Source organism: Calidifontibacter terrae, from assembly GCF_054778835.1.
The window spans coordinates 344,000-358,014 of the sequence record NZ_BAAGZF010000001.1 but is presented as its reverse complement, the minus strand read 5'-3'; the positions used below and the strand labels follow the sequence as shown (position 1 = coordinate 358,014).

Here is a 14,015-nt window from a genome sequence, read left to right as displayed (position 1 = left end):
GACGACTCATCGGGGCCTCAACAGCCGCTATTACGACGAACCGCTTGAACTGTTCGACCTGACCCGCGAACAGTGGTTGGCCGCTCGCCGGCGGCCCGGCGACAAACCAGCCTGACCGACACTCAGCCGGCCTCGGCCTCCGGCACGATGTCCTTCATCCGCTGCGACACGACCGTGGTGACACCGTCACCGCGCATGGAAACGCCGTACAACGCGTCGGCAACCTCCATGGTGCGCTTCTGGTGAGTGATGACAATCAGCTGGCTTGATCCGCGCAGCTCCTCGAAGAGGGTGATCAGTCGACCCAGGTTCGCGTCGTCGAGCGCCGCCTCGACCTCGTCCATGATGTAGAACGGGCTCGGCCGCGCCTTGAAAATCGCCACCAACAGCGCGACCGCGACCAACGAGCGTTCGCCACCCGACAGCAGCGACAACCGCTTGATCTTCTTGCCCGGCGGGCGCGCCTCGACCTCGAGGCCGGTGGTCAGCATGTTGTCGGGGTCGGTGAGGATCAGCCGGCCCTCACCGCCGGGGAACAGCCGGGAGAACACACCCTCGAACTCGCGAGCGGTGTCCTCAAATGCGCTGGCGAAGGCTTCCTCTACCCGCTGATCCACCTCGGCGACGATCTCGAGCAGGTCCCGCTTGCTGCTGCGCAGGTCCTCCAGTTGCTCGACGAGGAACTTGTGACGTTCCTCCATCGCCGCAAACTCTTCCAACGCCAACGGGTTCACCCGGCCAAGTTGGTTCAGCTTGCGCTCGGCCGACTTCAGGCGCTTCTCCTGCACGCCGCGCTCGAACGGCGCCGGCTCCGGCAGAGCCTCCGGGTCGTCGTCCGGCCCTGGGATGTGTGGAATCAACTGGTGCGGCCCGAACTCCTCGGCGAGCGCCTCCGGCGAGATCCCCAACTCCTCGATCGCGCGCGTCTGCAGCGCCTCGATCCGCAGTCGCTGCTGGGCCCGAGCGACCTCGTCGCGGTGCACCGTGTCGGTCAGATCGCGTAGTTCGTCGGTGATTGCGGTGACGTCTTTGCGCTGTCGGGCCAGTTCCTGGTCGCGTTCGGCGCGCGCTCGATCGGTGTCGGCGCGACGTTGCGTGGCGATCTGCAGGGCCTCGACGACGTGGGCCGACAACTCGGTCGCCGCCGCCTGCACGGCGCTCGCAGTGCGGGCTTCGGTGGCCCGACGCTCCCGGCGTACGCGGGCCTTCTCGCGCGCTTCCAACTCGCTGCGGGCAGCCGCGTCGAGCGAATCGGCTCGACCAGAGAGTGACCGCGCCTGCTCTTGTTTAGTCCGCAAGCTGAGGCGTACGTCGGTCTCCTGCGAACGCGCGGCCGCGGCCTCCGCGGCGAGCCGGTCGCGCTCGTCAGTGGTCGGCTCCTCCTGGCTCGGGGCTTCCTGGGCGCTGGTGAGGCGCTGCTCCAGGTCGGCCAGTTCAGCGCGGGTAGCGGCCAGATTCGCCTCGACACTGCCGCGCGCTTTCACCAGGCGTTCCTGCTCGGCCCGCGCATTGCGCAGGCCCTGACCGAGCCGGCTCAGCTGCTCCCCCACTGACGCCATCCGAGCGTCGGAGGCGTTCAACCGTTCCAATGCTGCGTCGAGCACGCTTTGGTATTCAGCGACCTGCGCTTTCGCCTGCTCGACCGCGAACTGCGCTCGCTCGCCCCTACCCGTTGCGTCCTGCACGACGGCCCGGCTCTCGTCGACCGCGGCCTGGATCTCCAAGAGGCTTGGCGCAGCCGTCGAGCCGCCGCGCACCCACCCCGACGCAAAGACGTCACCGTTCGGCGTCACCGCGACGAGCTCATCGTGAGCCGCGACCAGTTCGGTTGCGGCAGAGTCACTTTCCACCAGCACAACGCCGACCAAAAGCGCGTTGACTGAGCGCAGGAGACCGGCATCGGCCGAGACCACCTCGGCTGCCCACCGGGCCCCGGTCGGCAACGAGACTGTCACCTCGCGAGGGGCGCCGCCACCGGCCACGAGCAGCGTCGCTCGGCCGGCGTCATCGGAGCGCAGCGTCGCCAACGCGGAGGACCCCACGTGGAGGTCGTCGACGACCACGGCATCCGCAGCCCATCCAAGGGCCGCGGCGATCGCCGCTTCGCAACCGCTCTGGACGGTGAGCAATTCGGTCAACGACCCGCGTACGCCGTCACGCTCGGCTTGGCCGAGCAGGTGCGCCGCGCCGTCCTTGCGGCGCAGGCTCATCTCGAGGGCTTCAACGCGCGCTTGAGCGGTGGTGCGGTCGGTTTCCGCGGCGGCGAGGTCGTCCTTAGCGGTCTGCAACGCGGCGCGGGCGGCGTCGATCTTCGCTTCCGCCTGGTCGTAGGCGGCGTCGAGACCTTCCTCGCCTTCCTCGTCCTGGGCGATCGTCGATTCGAGCTCGGTGTGGTCCTTCTCGATCGCGGCAACGCGGGCGGCGACCTCCTGCGCGGTCGCGGCCATTCGACCGAGTTCGGACTCGCCCGCTTCGATCCGACTGCGGCGGGCGCCCACCTGGCCTTCGAGCTTGGCGAGGCCCTCGCGTCGATCCGCTGCGGCCCGCGCCAGCCGGGTCAACCGCTGCTGCTCCGCGGTGTGGGCGTTCTCCAAGCCCTCGCGACGCTCCATCGACTGCGCCAACGTGCGCTCAGCTTGCTCGATCTGAGTGTTCAGCTGGGTGAGTTCGTCCCGCAGGCGGGCGGCCTGCACCTTCAGCTGTTCGGGATCCCGCCCGGAGGTTGAGGCGTCGTGGGCTTCATCGTCGGCCAGCAGCCGTACGCGTTCGGCCGCCAGGCCAGCCGTCGCCTCGACGCGCTCCTTGAGGGAGGACAACGCGAACCACTGGTCCTGGACCAGCGACTGCAGCGGAGCAGCCTCCTGAGCCTGGGTCTCTAGTTCGGTCAGGGCCGCCTTGGCGTGGTCAAGGCGCGCCTGCACCCGACGTTGCTGCTCGATCAGTGCCGTTTCGTCGGCGACTTCCTGCTCGAGGGTGGTGGTCAGCTGCACCAGATCATCGGCCAGCAGGCGCAACCGGGAGTCACGCACCTCCGCCTGGATCGTGGCGGCTTTGCGGGCGGTCTCGGCCTGCCGGCCGAGCGGTCCGAGCTGTCGGCGGATCTCCGCGGTCAGGTCGCCGACCCGATGCAGGTTGCCTTCCATCTGCTCGAGCTTGCGCAGCGCACGTTCCTTGCGCTTGCGGTGCTTGAGAACCCCGGCGGCTTCCTCGATGAACCCGCGCCGCTCCTCCGGTGTCGCGCGCAACACCGCGTCAAGCTGTCCCTGGCCGACGATGACGTGCATCTCGCGACCAATTCCGCTGTCGGACAACAGTTCTTGTACGTCCAGCAACCGGCAACCGGTGCCGTTGATCGCGTATTCGGACCCGCCGCCCTTGAACATGGTGCGGGTGATCGTGACCTCGGTGTAGTCGATCGGCAGCGCACCGTCGGAGTTGTCGATCGTCAGTGAGACCTCCGCGCGGCCCAGCGGCGGGCGGCTGGGGGTGCCGGCGAAGATGACGTCCTCCATCTTGCCGCCGCGCAGACTCTTGGCGCCCTGCTCGCCCATCACCCACGCGAGCGCGTCAACGACATTGGACTTGCCGGAGCCGTTCGGACCCACGATGCAGGTGATGCCGGGCTCGAGCTTCATCGTGGTCGCCGAGGCGAAGGACTTGAAGCCCTTCAGGGTGAGACTCTTGACGTACACGAGTGACGGTTCCTCCGGCGGTGGTCAGGTGCAGGTCACTCTAGCGGCGTGGCGCGCCAGTTCGGAGCTGATCGAGCGCCGCAGACGCCCTCGTGTCAGCGACGTTGCGTCAGCACCAGCGGACCCTGGTCGGTGACCGCGATCGTGTGTTCGCTGTGGGCACCACGCGAACCGTCGGCGCTGCGCAAGGTCCAGCCGTCGGGGTCGGTGAACAACTCGTCGGTGGTCATCATCAGCCAGGGTTCGATCGCAATGACCAACCCGGGCTGCAGTTTCAACCCACGCCCGGGGCGACCGTCGTTGGCGATGTGCGGGTCACCGTGCATGGTTCGGCCGACACCGTGGCCGCCGAACTGGGTGTTCACCTGATAGCCGGCGCCCTTGCAGACGGCCGCGATCGCGGCGGAGATATCGCCGATCTTGTTGCCGACCACGGCTGCGCCGATACCCGCTTCGAGGGCCTGCTCGGTCGTACGGATGATCCGCAGGTCTTCGTCGCGGGCGGCGCCGACGACCATGCTGACCGCAGAGTCGGCGACCCAACCGTCGACGGAGGCGGCGAAGTCGACGCTCAGGAGGTCGCCATCCTTCAACGTGTAGTTGAACGGGAGGCCGTGGAGCACCGCATCGTTGACGCTGGTGCAGAGAACCTTCCCGAACGGCGACGCACCGAAGCTGGGGTGGTAGTCGATGTAGCAGGACTCCGCGCCGCGCTCCCGGATCATCCGGTGAGCCAAGGCGTCCAGGTCCATCAGGTTGACCCCGACGGCCGCGGCCTGCTGCAGGGCGGTCAACACCGAACCGACGAACTCACCCGCCGGGCGCATCGCTTCCAGTTCGGTCTTGCTGCGCAGCTCGATCACCGTGGTGCTCCTGTTCTCCAGATGAGGGTCAGCGGGCTAACCACGCGGCATAGGCGTCGAAGGTGTAGGGCCGACCCAGGAAGTCCTCGACCAAGTCGGCCGCGTCCTTCCGGCCACCCATCGCGAGGATCCGATCACGGTATCGCGCCGCGATCTGCTCGTCGAAAAGGTCCTCCTGATCGAACGCGCTGAACAGGTCTTTGGCGATGACCAGGCTCCACATATACGTGTAGTAGCCCGAGCTGTAGCCATCGAGGTGACCGAACGAGCAGTGGAAATGGTTGCCGTCGAGATAGGGGAAAACGGAGTATTTCCGCTGGGTCTCGATGAGGTAGGCGGTGATGTCGTCGGGGCGGTCGACGTGGAGGCCGTAGGACAGGGCCGCGTAGAACATCTGGGTTCGGGCGAGATAGCCCTTTCCGAAGTCCTCCGCCTCACGCATCCGGGCGACCAGATCGGCCGGGATCGGTTGCCCGGCCTCGTCGCGGGCGAAGGTCGCCAGCACCTGCGCGTCCCACGCCCACTCCTCCAACATCTGGCTGGGCGCCTCGACGAAGTCCCACTCGGTGGCCACACCGGAGAACCGAGCCCACTGCTGGTCACCGCCAACGACGTGGTGGATCAGGTGGCCGAACTCGTGGAAAAGGGTGACGACCTCGTCATGTTCCATCAGTCCCCGGCTGAAGTTGCAGACCAGCACACCCTCGGGCAACTGGCGGCCGCGCAGACCCTCGGTGAGGGTGAACTGGGCGGCGTGTTTGAACTTGCCTTCGCGCGGGTGCAGGTCGAGGTAAATCCGACCGATGCGGGTTCCGCCGCGCAGCACGTCGTATGCCGTCACATCCTCATGCCAGACGGTGGCGCTCGCGATCGGCTGCCATTCCAGCCCGAACAGTCGGCTGGTCACGTCGAGCAGACCCTGTCGGACCGCGTCGAACGGGAAGTAGCGGCGCACCTGCTGAGCATCAACCGAATGCTGCTCCTTGCGGACCAGTTCGCCGTAGTAGCCGGTGTCGTAGGGCAGCACGTCGTCGGCGTCGGCAACGTCTTGGCGCAGCCGCTCCAGCAGCACCTGCTTATCGGCCTGCGCGCGCTCAGCGGCAGCCTCGGTGATCCGATCGATGAACGGCCGGATCGCGCTCCCCTTGCCGATCATCTTGACCTCGGCGTCATAGTCGGCCCAGTTCGCATAGCCCAAGAGCTCGGCGTGTTCCTGCCGGAGGGTGAAAAGTCGTTGCAGCACACCGTCGTTGACCGGCCAGGCGATGTTGTTGCGCTCGTTCGACAGTTCTGCGCGCACCGACCGGTCGGCACCGAAGGTCATCAGCGGCACCGAGTCGGGGTAGTCGGTAGTGACCTTCACCAGGCCGTCGTCGCCGGCAGGACGGGCGTCGAGCCAGTCCTGCGGCATGCCCGCCAACTGCTCGGGGCGCACCGAGATCGACCGGACACCCTCGCGGATGTTCTTTCCGAACTCCTGGCTCGCCTTCAGTTCCAGATCCGCCAGTTCCTGCAGGCGGTTGCGGGTCGCTTCGTCGCGATCGACGCCGGCCCGCCGGAAATCGCGGCGGACCAGGGACAGCAGTCGCTGCGCATCGGGATCGGCCGGTTCCGGCGTTGCATCGAGCACCGCGTAGAGCTCTCCGTCCAAGCCGAGCGAGGTGGAGTAGGCGTCGACCTTCTGGGCGGCCTCGTCGGCGGCATCACGGACCGCTTCGTCGGGGTGAACCTCGGCGAAGAGCGAGGCGGCCGCGGCGGCATTGCTCAATTGGAGCGCAACCTCGTTCCACGCCGCGAGCGCGTCATCGACGCCACCCTTGAGCGTGTCGACATGCTCGCCCGCTGCGGCGAGGGCGTCATCGCAGCGGCGAACGAGCCAGTCACGGAAATCGGTCGAGGGCAGTTCCAACGGTGTCGTCACGTCGGTCAGCCTAACCAGCGCCACCGACACCAAGCGGCGTACGGATGGGTCAGGGACGCGCCGCGCGCGGCCGCGGCTGACAGACCGGACACGAGAACGACGAGCGATTCATGAAGTGTTCGCGCACCATCAACGTTCCGCAGCGACGGCAGGGCTGGCCCTGGCGCCCGTACGCATTCAGGCTTCGTTCGAAGTAGCCGCTCGCCCCATTGACGTTCACGTAGAGCGCATCAAAGCTGGTTCCGCCCTTCCCCAGCGCGGCGGTCATGACCTCCGTCGCGTGGCCGAGCACCTCCCGCGCTTGGCCAGCAGTCAGGCGATCAGTCGCCCGCTCGCCGTGCAGGCGGCTGCGCCAGAGCGCTTCGTCGGCATAGATGTTTCCGATGCCCGACACCAGCGACTGGTCGAGCAGCGCGCGCTTGAGCTGGGTGTGTTTGCGCCGCATCCGGCGGCTGACCTCGACCGCGTCGAAGGCCGGCTCGAGCGGGTCGGCGGCGATGTGGGTGATGACCGACGGCACGGTCGAGGAGGGTTGGTAAGGGTCAGGCGCCGCGTCGACCAGTTGCAGGCCCCCGAAGGTGCGCTGGTCGACGAACCGCAACTGCCGCCCGTCGTCGAGGTCGAACAAGGCGTGGGCATGCTTCTCCCGGGGAGCATCCATCGGCTCAACCAGGAGCTGACCGCTCATGCCCAGGTGGACCACCAGGCATTGCCCCGTGTCCAACTCCAGCCAGAGGTATTTCCCGCGGCGGCGGGCGGCATCGACCCGAACCCCGGTCAACTGAGCGGCCAGATCGGCCGGGCCCGCGACATGTCGGCGGGCCACTCGGGCGCCCAGCACCTCGGCGCGCAGCAGAGTGCGGCCGACAACGTGGTCGGCGACCCCGCGGCGTACGACTTCCACCTCGGGCAGTTCGGGCATGTCAGCTCGAACCGGTGCGGGCCTTGAGTGCCTTCCAGGCGACCTCGGCAGCCAGCTGTTCTGCCGCCTTCTTGTTGCGCCCTACGCCTTGGCCCAACGCCTGATCGCCCACCAAGACCGTGGCGGTGAAGACCTTGTCATGGTCAGGACCCTCGCCCTCGACCTGATAACTCGGCGCGCCGCGTCCATCGGCCGCAGCCAGTTCCTGCAGCGAGGTTTTCCAGTCGAGACCTGCACCAAGGCCAGCAGCGCCGGCGATCAGATCGTCGACCAGGGAGTGAACGAATCGGTCCGCCGCGGCCATGCCGGCGGACAGGTAGACGGTGCCGATGACCGCTTCCACAGTGTCGGCGAGGATCGAATCCTTGTTCTGCCCACCAGTGGCCATCTCGCCGCGACCGAGCAGCACGAACTCGCCCAGTCGCAGATCGCGTCCGACCCCGGCCAGCGCACGCGCGTTGACCACGGAGGCACGGAACTTGGCGAGCTGCCCCTCGGGCAGGTCGGGATGACCACGGAACAACGCCTCGGTCACCACGACTCCCAACACCGCGTCGCCGAGGAACTCCTGGCGTTCGTTGTGTGGCAGACCGTCGTGCTCGTAGGCGTACGAACGGTGGGTCAGGGCACGCAGCAGCAGCGGCTCGTCGATGTCCGCGCCGCACAGTTGCTTCAACTGCGCGGCAAGATCACCGACGGGCCGCTGCGAGACCTTGGCGTCGGCCGCCCGCTTCGACGAACTCACGTCGATCGGGTGACTCAGGCCTGGTGCTCGGTGCGCTCCGCGGCGCCGTAGTGACGACCCTTGTACGTTCCGCACGACGGGCAGGCCATGTGGGCCTGGGCCGGGGAGCCGCAGTTGGTGCAGGTCGTCAGGGCAACCGGGGTTGCCTTCCAGTTCGCACGGCGCGAACGGGTGTTGGAGCGCGACATCTTCCGCTTCGGGACGGCCACGTCAGTTCCTCTTCTCGTCGTTCTCGGCGTCACCGGAAATCCCGGTGAGTGCCGACCATCGGGGGTCGACCACATCATGGTGGTGGTCAAGGTCGTCCGCCAGGCGAGCTCCACATTCGGAGCACAAACCCGGGCAGTCTTCCTCGCACACCGGCTGGAAGGGCAGTGCAGTGACCACCACATCCCGCAACACGAGCTCCAGATCGGCCAGTTCGCCGTCCAGAACACGCAAGTCTTCGTCTTCTTCGCCCGCAACCTCATGGTGATGGGCCGCGCGATCGGAGTAGGCGAACAGCTCCTGGAACGCCACGTCCACATCTTCATGGACGGGATCCAAGCACCGCACGCAAGCACCGGTCGCAGTGGCGCGAGCCGAACCCGTGATCAGCACACCTTCCATCACCGATTCGATGCGCAGATCGAGCGCAATCGGCTCGCCCTCCGCAATCTCGATGACCTCGTTGCCGAGGTGGTCGGGCGCTGGCACGCTCTTCTCGATCTCCGCCATCTGACCGGGACGGCGACCCAACTCCTTGGTATCAAGGACGAGAGGGTTACGCGGGTCGAGGTGCATGATCGCTTCAATGAGTAGGGAGAGTGCGCGGACTCGGCCCACATCGCGTGCGACGCAGACCGACACACAAGGTTACCGGCCAGGGACGCTTTCCCCAAACCGGCCGATCAGGGCTTCGGGAACCGCTCGGCGAAGGCCTCGGCCACCGGCGGCGGCACCATCTGCGACACGTCGGCGCCGCGCTGGGCGCAGACCCGCACCAGCGACGACGCGTAGTGCGAAACGGCCGGTGACGCGGGAAGGAAAAGGGTTTCCACGCCGGTCATTTCGGTATTCATCTGAGCCATCGGCAGCTCGTAGCCGAAGTCGGTCTCGTTGCGCAGGCCCTTCACCATCACGCCCGCGTCGAGCTGTCGACAGACATCGACGGCGAGCATCGCGCCGAACGCCTCCGCGCGTACGTTCGGCAGGGCGCTCACCGACTCCTCAATCAGCCGTACGCGATCAGCAGGTGTGAAGGTGCCCTGTTTCTCGGGGTTGTGGATGACCGCGACGACAACCTCCTCGAACAGTCGAGCCGCGCGACGGATGACGTCGAGGTGGCCGACGGTGATCGGGTCGAACGATCCGGGGCAGACCGCGCGCCGGGGGTCGGCAGTATTTGTCATGCGACGTCTCCTTCGGGAACGAATTCGGCGAACCAAATGGTGGTTTCGCCGTAGCGACGCGGGCCGATCAGTTCGACGTCGGCCGGCCAGACGGGCTCGCCTGACCGAGTGGAGCGTTCGACGACCAGTAGCGCGTCTTGCGCGAGCCATCCCTGGGTGAGGGCCGCGAGCACCTGCTGCAGGTCCTCATCGCCGACGGCGTAAGGCGGGTCGAGGAACACCAGGTCGAACTGCTCGCTGGCGGCGCTGCCGACGAACCGCTGCACCGAATCGGTTCGTACGACGGTGTCGGGCAGTTTCAGCTCCCGGATGTTTCGTTCGGTCACCGCCGCAGCGCGACGATCCTTCTCGACCATCACCGCTCGCACTGCGCCACGACTGGCCGCCTCCAACCCCAGCGCGCCAGAACCGGCGTAGAGGTCCAACACCCGCGCGCCAGCAAGCGCATCGAGGTGGTCAAGTCGGGCGAACAACGCCTCGCGTACGCGCTCGCTGGTGGGACGGGTGCCGTCGCCGGGCGGGGTGGCCAGGCGGCGCCCACCGGCAGTGCCCGCAATGATCCGGGTCATCAGCCACGCTCCAGGAAGGCTATTTGATCTTCGTCGAGGCGCTGGGTGAGCAGGTCAGCAAGCGCCGGGTGGTCGTGCAGGTGTGGGTCGCGCGCGATGATCTCGGCCGCATCCTGCCGGGCAAGGTTGATCAGTTCGACATCGGCGGGGTGGGTGAGCCGCAGCAATTGCAGCCCGGACTGCCGGCCCGATTGGCTCTTGCCCAGCACGTCGCCCTCCTTGCGCAGCGACAGGTCGAGATCGGCGAGCTCGAAACCGTTGGTGGTGGCGGCCACGGCGGCCAACCGGTCCATCGTGTCGGCGTTCTCCGTGGCGGTCACCAGCAGGCAGAGGCCACCGGCGCTGCCTCGGCCAACGCGGCCGCGCAACTGGTGGAGTTGGGAGATGCCGAACCGGTCGGCATCCATGATGACCATTGCGGTCGAGTTCGGAACATCGACGCCGACCTCGATGACCGTGGTCGAAACGAGAATGTCGATGCGGCCAGCGGAGAACTCCCCCATCACCGCGTCTTTGTCGTCCGGGGTCATCCGGCCGTGCAGCATGTCGATCCGCAGCCCGCTGAGGGCCGGCTCGGAACGCAACTGCTCCAGCAGGGTCACCACCGAGGTCAGCGGTCGCTTCGCCGGCCGCGCCTCGGCGCTCTCCCCCGACTCGTCCTCGACGTCGTCGTAGGACTCCAATTCCAGCAGATCTTCGGGTTCGTCGTCACCGATGCGCGGACACACGACGTAGGCCTGGTGACCGGCCGCCACTTCCTCGGCCAGTCTGTCCCAGACCCGCTGCACCCATCCGGGCTTCGCAACCGGGACGACGTGGGAGACGATCGGCGCACGCCCGGCCGGCAACTCGGCGAGCTCGGAGGTCTCCATGTCGCCGAAGACGGTCATGGCGACCGTACGGGGAATCGGTGTTGCGGTCATGACCAAGACGTGTGGCGGTCGAGCAGCCTTGCCACGCAACGCATCCCGCTGCTCCACCCCGAAACGGTGTTGCTCGTCGACGACGACCAAACCAAGGTCCATGAACTTCACCGTGTCTTGGATGATCGCGTGGGTGCCGATCAGGATCCCGGTATCGCCGGTGATCACCCCGAGCAACACCTGTTCCTTCTGGGATCTGGTCATCGATCCGGTCAGCAGGCCAACTTGGGTTCCGTTGTCGGCCCCACCGAGCATCCCGCCCTCGGCGAGGTCGCCGAGCATCCGCCGAATAGACCGATCGTGTTGGTGAGCCAAGACCTCGGTCGGGGCCAGCAGTGCCGCTTGCGCGCCGGCATCCACGGTGGCCAACATCGCGCGCAGGGCGACGATTGTCTTTCCCGAGCCGACCTCGCCTTGCAGCAACCGGTTCATCGGACGCTCACGGGCGAGGTCAGCGGCGATCTCTGCGCCGACGGCCTGCTGACCCCTGGTGAGCTCGAACGGCAGCCGTTCGTCGAACGCCGCGAGCAGCCCGCCCTCGCGAGCCACCCGGGCCGTGGCAGGTTGGGCATCGTGTTCGGCCCGGCGAGCGGCCAGCGCGGTCTGGACCACCAGCGCCTCGTCATAACGCAGACGACGTCGACCAAGACCGGCCTCGCCCTGCGAGGTGGGCAGGTGGATCATCCGGTAGGCATCGACTATCCCGACCAGGTCGTGAGCTTTGCGCAACTCTTCGGGCACCGGATCGGCGCCATCCCAAGCCGCCAGCACCTGGCGCATCGCAATCGACACCGCCAGGTCGTTGACCTTGGGGATCGGTAAGTAGGTCGGGATCATCCCGGAGGCGAACAGTCGTGCTTCCTCCGAATCTCCGGTGATCGCGGTGTATTCGGGGTGGGCCAGCTGGCGCATCTGGTTGTAGGACTGCAACTTGCCGCGGAACAGCGCGCGAGTTCCGGGAACCAGGTTCTGTTCGTGACCGGCGGCCCGGAAGAAGACCAGCGAGGCGGTTTGCCCGTCGGCGTCCTCGATGGTCGCGGTGAGCATCCGCTTGCCGTTCTGCATGCGGCGACCCTGCGCCTTCACCACTGTCGCGATGAGCACGGCCATGTCGCCAAAACTGAACTCGGACAACCGCCCGGCAGCGTTCACGTCGAGATAACGGCGGGGCAGGAAGTCCAGCAACTGCCCGACGGTCTCGATCTGTCGGGATTCTCCGATCCGGCCGGTGAAATGGTCGCTGACAATGCCCTTGAGCGGGGTGGTGCGGGTGATCGGCTTCATTCCACCCCGATCGCCAGAACGTGGGGACCGCGCCCGTCGACGACGCTGACCTCGACATCGGGATGCCGCCGGGCAAGGTCGACCCGCAGCGTGTCGGCCAGCGCCGCGGGAGCCTGCACACCCGTCACGAGGGTGACCAACTCGGCATCCCGTTCGGTGATCAGCAGTTCGAGCAGCCGCGCCGCGACCGGCAGCGCCTGCGCGGCATGGGTGATCACCTCGCCGTCGATCGCGCCGTAAAGCTCGCCTCGAGGACACACGCCCTCGACCGTCTCCAGTTCGGCTTCAGCCACCTCGACCACTGCCGTCGACAGATCTATCAACGCCGAGTCGACCGCGGCCAGAACGTCGTCACCGGAACTGTCCGGATGGGCGACCGCCAGCGCGGTGAGGAACTCCACTGGCCCGGAAGCACCCGGCCGGATGACGCGAATACCTTTGTCCCGCAACGATTTCTGCAGAAGATCGCAGGTCTGCGAGGCGATCTCACCGTCGGCGATCAGCAACACCTCGGTCAGTCCGGTCTCGCGCATCGCGCGGGTGGCGGTGGAGCGCGCCAACCGTCCGGCGTCGGCCGCGACGACGGTTCGGCCCTCGGATCTGGCCAATTCGGCCAGCCCCTCAGCCTCGGCAACCGCAACGACGAGGGTGCGCGCATCGTGGGTCACCGGCATGTGCAGGGTCCGGGTCAGCATCTCGTCGGCGAACCGGGTGATGGCGAACCGGTGGGGACGGCCCGCCTCCACTCCGGCGTTGAGGGCCGCGCCGACATCGTCAACGTGCACGTGGATCGACCAGGTCTGCGGGCCACCCGCGACCACCAACGAGTTGCCGAGTTTGTGCAGGGTCGAGCGCAACCGGTCGACCCGCTCGCCGGTGGTGTCCGAGAGCAGATACATGACTTCGTACGACGGGCCGTCGAGTTCACCGTCGTGGCAGTCGAGCGTGGTGAGGGCAACGGAAGGTTCGCCCAACCAGTCCGGCGTCTCGTGGGCCGCGCCCACCAGACCGGTGTCGGACTCGACGACGCGCTGCAGTGACTCGAGGATCAACAGGTAGCCCGCTCCCCCGGCATCAATAACTCCGGCGGCGCGCAGGGCCTCGAGTTGGTCGGTGGTGTGGAGCAGTGCGGCCTTCGCGGAGGCGACCGCGCCATCAACCACTGCGGTCAGCGAAGCGCTGTCGGCGAGTTCCGCGCCATCGGCTGCCGCGGCGGCCACGGTGAGGATGGTTCCCTCAACCGGGCTACTCACGCTGCGCCAGGCGTAGTCACTCGCCCGCCGCAAGGCACGAGCCAAGTCTGCTGGTCCGATGCAGCCATCAGCCGATGCGGTGAGCACCTCGGCGACTGCCCGCGCCAATTGCGACAGGATCACCCCGGAGTTGCCGCGCGCCGCCATCAAAGTGGCCGTGGCGAGGTCGTTCGCGGCCGCGCCCAGGTCGTCGGGGTCTTCGAAGGTGAGCGATCCCATCGCACCGTCGAGAGTGAGCAACAGATTGGTGCCGGTATCGGCGTCGGGCACCGGGAACACGTTCAGCGCATTGATCCGGTCGGCAAACTGGGCCAGATCGGTGCGCGCCACGACCACCCACCGTCGCAGCGCGAACAAGTCCAGGGTCGCGAGCGCCATGTGTGATCCTTCCGCCGGCTACTGCAAGTGCGCGGCCCGAGCCTAACCGGCGGCACCGACGCCACCGGGAGTTG

General features: G+C 67.2%; 11 protein-coding genes. All 11 read right to left on the bottom strand.

Annotation, left to right across the window (positions count from 1 at the left end; all coding sequences use genetic code 11):
* Positions 1-122 precede the first annotated feature (122 nt).
* On the bottom strand, positions 123-3,692 hold the full coding sequence (smc, locus tag ACYU98_RS01720; protein WP_460466449.1) for a chromosome segregation protein SMC: 3,570 nt from the start codon (positions 3,690-3,692) through the stop codon (positions 123-125).
* A 95-nt stretch (positions 3,693-3,787) separates the two neighbouring features.
* Entirely contained in the window at positions 3,788-4,555 is a 768-nt protein-coding gene (map, locus tag ACYU98_RS01715; protein WP_460466448.1) for a type I methionyl aminopeptidase, read from the bottom strand.
* 28 nt (positions 4,556-4,583) lie between these two features.
* On the bottom strand, positions 4,584-6,476 hold the full coding sequence (locus ACYU98_RS01710) for a M3 family metallopeptidase (RefSeq protein WP_460466447.1): 1,893 nt from the start codon (positions 6,474-6,476) through the stop codon (positions 4,584-4,586).
* A 49-nt stretch (positions 6,477-6,525) separates the two neighbouring features.
* Positions 6,526-7,398, bottom strand: coding sequence for a bifunctional DNA-formamidopyrimidine glycosylase/DNA-(apurinic or apyrimidinic site) lyase (mutM, locus tag ACYU98_RS01705; RefSeq protein WP_460466446.1), 873 nt, complete (start codon positions 7,396-7,398; stop codon positions 6,526-6,528).
* Between the two features lies 1 nt (position 7,399).
* The gene (gene rnc, locus ACYU98_RS01700) at positions 7,400-8,143 is read right to left on the bottom strand and encodes a ribonuclease III (protein WP_460466445.1); all 744 of its coding nucleotides are present in this window, start codon (positions 8,141-8,143) and stop codon (positions 7,400-7,402) included.
* 14 nt (positions 8,144-8,157) lie between these two features.
* Entirely contained in the window at positions 8,158-8,352 is a 195-nt protein-coding gene (gene rpmF, locus ACYU98_RS01695) for a 50S ribosomal protein L32 (protein ID WP_460466444.1), read from the bottom strand.
* A gap of 1 nt (position 8,353) precedes the next feature.
* Complete coding sequence (locus ACYU98_RS01690; protein WP_460466443.1) at positions 8,354-8,926, bottom strand: YceD family protein; 573 nt, start codon at positions 8,924-8,926, stop codon at positions 8,354-8,356.
* A 107-nt stretch (positions 8,927-9,033) separates the two neighbouring features.
* Positions 9,034-9,534 carry a pantetheine-phosphate adenylyltransferase gene (gene coaD / locus ACYU98_RS01685; RefSeq protein ID WP_460466442.1) on the bottom strand — a complete coding sequence of 167 codons (501 nt, stop codon included), beginning with the start codon at positions 9,532-9,534 and terminating at the stop codon, positions 9,034-9,036.
* Complete coding sequence (gene rsmD, locus ACYU98_RS01680) at positions 9,531-10,103, bottom strand: 16S rRNA (guanine(966)-N(2))-methyltransferase RsmD (RefSeq protein WP_460466441.1); 573 nt, start codon at positions 10,101-10,103, stop codon at positions 9,531-9,533. Before rsmD ends, coaD begins: the two co-directional genes overlap by 4 nt.
* Complete coding sequence (locus ACYU98_RS01675) at positions 10,103-12,310, bottom strand: ATP-dependent DNA helicase RecG (RefSeq protein WP_460466440.1); 2,208 nt, start codon at positions 12,308-12,310, stop codon at positions 10,103-10,105. Before ACYU98_RS01675 ends, rsmD begins: the two co-directional genes overlap by 1 nt.
* Positions 12,307-13,941: a DAK2 domain-containing protein gene (locus ACYU98_RS01670; protein WP_460466439.1), complete on the bottom strand. Its 1,635-nt coding sequence runs from the start codon at positions 13,939-13,941 to the stop codon at positions 12,307-12,309. Before ACYU98_RS01670 ends, ACYU98_RS01675 begins: the two co-directional genes overlap by 4 nt.
* Between the last annotated feature and the right edge of the window lie 74 nt (positions 13,942-14,015).

Bases quoted from the DNA above. Each gene is read 5' to 3' on its own strand.
- ACYU98_RS01690 (WP_460466443.1), bottom strand. From the start codon at position 8,926: ATGCACCTCGACCCGCGTAACCCTCTCGTCCTTGATACCAAGGAGTTG.
- ACYU98_RS01675 (WP_460466440.1), bottom strand. From the start codon at position 12,310: ATGAAGCCGATCACCCGCACCACCCCGCTCAAGGGCATTGTCAGCGAC.
- mutM (WP_460466446.1), bottom strand. From the start codon at position 7,398: ATGCCCGAACTGCCCGAGGTGGAAGTCGTACGCCGCGGGGTCGCCGAC.
- ACYU98_RS01670 (WP_460466439.1), bottom strand. From the start codon at position 13,941: ATGGCGCTCGCGACCCTGGACTTGTTCGCGCTGCGACGGTGGGTGGTC.
- coaD (WP_460466442.1), bottom strand. From the start codon at position 9,534: ATGACAAATACTGCCGACCCCCGGCGCGCGGTCTGCCCCGGATCGTTC.
- rsmD (WP_460466441.1), bottom strand. From the start codon at position 10,103: ATGACCCGGATCATTGCGGGCACTGCCGGTGGGCGCCGCCTGGCCACC.